This is a genomic window from Leucobacter sp. M11 (assembly GCF_035726885.1).
Taxonomy (GTDB): domain Bacteria; phylum Actinomycetota; class Actinomycetes; order Actinomycetales; family Microbacteriaceae; genus JAPFRB01.
Window position 1 is genome coordinate 155,911 of record NZ_JAPFRB010000003.1, and the last position, 2,770, is coordinate 158,680.

The 2,770-nt window shown below is 66.8% G+C and carries 4 protein-coding genes; all 4 read right to left on the reverse strand.

The window, feature by feature from the left end:
* Positions 1–559 (reverse strand): MucBP domain-containing protein (locus OOT08_RS08985; RefSeq protein ID WP_325092305.1); only part of this gene is annotated, 559 nt, incomplete at its 3' end.
* 154 nt (positions 560–713) lie between these two features.
* On the reverse strand, positions 714–1,424 hold the full coding sequence (locus tag OOT08_RS08990) for a hypothetical protein (protein ID WP_325092307.1): 711 nt from the start codon (positions 1,422–1,424) through the stop codon (positions 714–716).
* Between the two features lie 2 nt (positions 1,425–1,426).
* The gene (locus tag OOT08_RS08995; RefSeq protein WP_325092309.1) at positions 1,427–2,350 is read right to left on the reverse strand and encodes an ABC transporter ATP-binding protein; all 924 of its coding nucleotides are present in this window, start codon (positions 2,348–2,350) and stop codon (positions 1,427–1,429) included.
* Positions 2,347–2,706: a GntR family transcriptional regulator gene (locus OOT08_RS09000; RefSeq protein ID WP_325092310.1), complete on the reverse strand. Its 360-nt coding sequence runs from the start codon at positions 2,704–2,706 to the stop codon at positions 2,347–2,349. Before OOT08_RS09000 ends, OOT08_RS08995 begins: the two co-directional genes overlap by 4 nt.
* Positions 2,707–2,770: the final 64 nt, after the last annotated feature.

Genomic DNA, 2,770 nt, shown 5'->3' on the forward strand with positions numbered 1-2,770 from the left:
TCTCTTCCGGCGCGTAGACATAGGTCACAAAGCCGGTGACCCCGGTAAAGGTGCCCGTCTCCTGTTCGGGGGAGCTGACCAAACGATACCCGGGGATCTCCAGCGCGGAGGTCTCCCAGGTCATGCCGATCATCCCGAAGTCTTCGAAGCGCTCGGCAATCGGCGTCCCGCTCTCATCCACGTAGCAGGCGAAGAACGTGCTGGGGGGTGGCGGATCAATCGATCCGTCGCGCCCCTCAGGAATCGGCAGATACGTGAAGGTGACGTCCAGGTCCCCGCTGACGCTTCCGGTGTTCTTCGGCACCACTGAGTCGAAGTAATATCCGGAAAAACTCTCGTTCGCGAAGTAATAGCTCCCGTCGATCACCCCGGGGACCGGCAGCGGATCGCGGAGGTCGGAGCCCGTTTCGTCAACGTGATGCACGGTAATGGTGGCGGGCACACACCCGTCAAAGGCTTCTTCGGCCCCGGCAGCCGTGACCCCGGTGGTTGCTCCGGCCACGAGCAGGAGCCCGGCCAGGCCGGCCCCCGCGGTCACGCGTCGTGTGGATCGCATCATATTCCCCCCTGGAATTTGGGCGCATCCCCGCGCCCTGTGCAACACCCTAACCCACGCGTGCGCACCGCAACAGACCGCCGCCCTCGGCGCACAGCGCGGGCGGTTGTTGTGGGTGCCCGCGTCCTGGGACCCACAGCAACCGCCCGTGCGTTGCCTACCGCACGGCGGCGCGGCGCATCAGGAGCCAGGTGCCCGTGACCGACAAGCCAGCGGCGAGCACCGCGGCCAGCACCCCCATCCAGGGGCGGAACCCGGCGATGATGTCGATCAGGTTGGGGGCGAAGACGAGCAGCGCGACGGCGAGCAACAGGCCGAGGATCAGCGCGAGCGCGATGGACCCTTTCGAGCCGAAGCGCACCCAGGCTGCCGCGAAGAGCCCGCCCAGGCTGAGCACCGAGAAGAGACCGAGGAAGGCGATCGTGATGAGCCAGCCCACGTTTCCGTAGCCCAGCCACATCACATCCGTGAGGTAGAGGCCGAAGAACCAGTGATCCGTGAGCAGCTCCAGGCCGAGGAGCACGGCGAGCACGGCGGTGATGTAGCCCGCGAGCAGTGCGTTCGCGATCGCGGTGCCCGCCACGTAGGCGCGCCGGGTCGTCCCGAGCGCCAGGGCGAAGGGGAAGGTCGTGGCCACCGACTGCACCCCGTAGTAGCCGAGGTACCCGGTCACCGCCCACACCAGCCCGCCGTTGGCTTGCGCGCCCTCGATGTAGTCGGGGGTGCCGGGCTCCGAGCCGAAGCGCTGGAAGGTGAGCGCGATGACCACGCTGATCACGGCCCCCATTCCGAGGATGTAGAGCGGTACCCCGAAGAAGCTTTCGCGCTTGTTGAGGTGCAGCCGCACCGCGTTGGTGATGTTTTTCATGATCAGGCTCCCGTCGGGGTCTGCGTGGCCTGTGCGCGGTCGGCGTCGGCGGTTTCGGATCCGTTGAAGCCGTAGGCGGCAACGAGAGACTGGAGGGAGACGGGGCTCAGCTCGAGGCCGTCGGCCTCGGCGCGCTCCCGGAGCTCCCGGGTCACCGTCCCCTCGATCACGGCGGAGCCGAGCCCGCCGATCGCGTGTCGGCTGAGCACGCTGAGGTTCGCGGTGAAGCGATCCAGCGCGGCCGCGGCCCCGGCTGCCTGGAAGGCCAGGCCCCGGAGCTCGTCGACCTCGGCGTCCTGCACCACGCGCCCCCGGTCGAGGATGATGACCCGCTCCAGGAGCCGGTCCATCTCGTCGATCAGGTGCGTGGAGAGGATGACGGTGCGCGGGTGCGCCGCGTAATCGCGCAACAACGCATCGTAGAAGTGGCCCCGGGCCGTGGCGTCGAGGCCCAGGTAGGGCTCGTCGAAGAACGTGACCGGCGCCCGCGAGGCGAGCCCGATCACGATGCCAACGGCGGAGAACTGCCCGCGGGAGAGCTTCTTAATCACGGGCTTCGTGGGAATCCGAAAGAGCTCGATGAGCTCATCTGCGAAGGCCTGGTCCCAGTTCGGGTAGAAGATGCTCGCCGCGCGGATCGCGTGGTGCAGCTTGTAGTCGTCGGGGTAGCGCTGGTTGTCGCGCAGGAAGCACATCTGCTCGAGCGTGCCCTCGTGCTCAAAGGGGGCGTGGCCGAGGACCCGGACCGTGCCCTCGCTCTCGCGGTCCTGGGCGGTGATGAGGGACATCAGGGTGGTCTTGCCGGCTCCGTTGCGGCCGAGTAGCCCCGTGATGGTGTGTTCTCGAATGTCGATGGTGACATCGTCCAGGGCGACGACGGCCCCGTATCGTCGGGTGAGACCCCGGGTGGAGATGGCGATGCTCATTGCGCTGCCTCTTTCTGAATCATGGCGAGAAGTTCTGAGGTGCTGATCCCGAGCGCACGGGCCTCGCGGATCAGCGGGGTAATGAAGTCGGCGATGAGGCCGCGGTCGCGTTCCGCGGTGACCATCGCTCGCGCCCCGGGGGCGACAAACATGCCGATGCCGCGCTTCTTGTAGAGCACGCCGCGATCGACGAGGAGGTTCACGCCCTTTCCGGCCGTCGCCGGGTTGATGCGGTAGAACGCGGCAAACTCGTTCGTCGAGGGCACCTGAGCGTCCTCCGCGTAGGTGCCGCGCAGGATGTCGTCCGCGATCTTCTCCGCCAGCTGGAGAAAGATCGGCTTGGCGTCGTCAAACATCCAGCCTCCTTCGTTGGTTAGTTACTTCACTAATGAACCTACGCACCTGGGCCCCGGCTGTCAA

Excerpts from the sequence above, each read along its gene's own strand:
- OOT08_RS08995 (WP_325092309.1), bottom strand. The coding sequence starts at position 2,350 with ATGAGCATCGCCATCTCCACCCGGGGTCTCACCCGACGATACGGGGCC.
- OOT08_RS08990 (WP_325092307.1), bottom strand. The coding sequence starts at position 1,424 with ATGAAAAACATCACCAACGCGGTGCGGCTGCACCTCAACAAGCGCGAA.
- OOT08_RS09000 (WP_325092310.1), bottom strand. The coding sequence starts at position 2,706 with ATGTTTGACGACGCCAAGCCGATCTTTCTCCAGCTGGCGGAGAAGATC.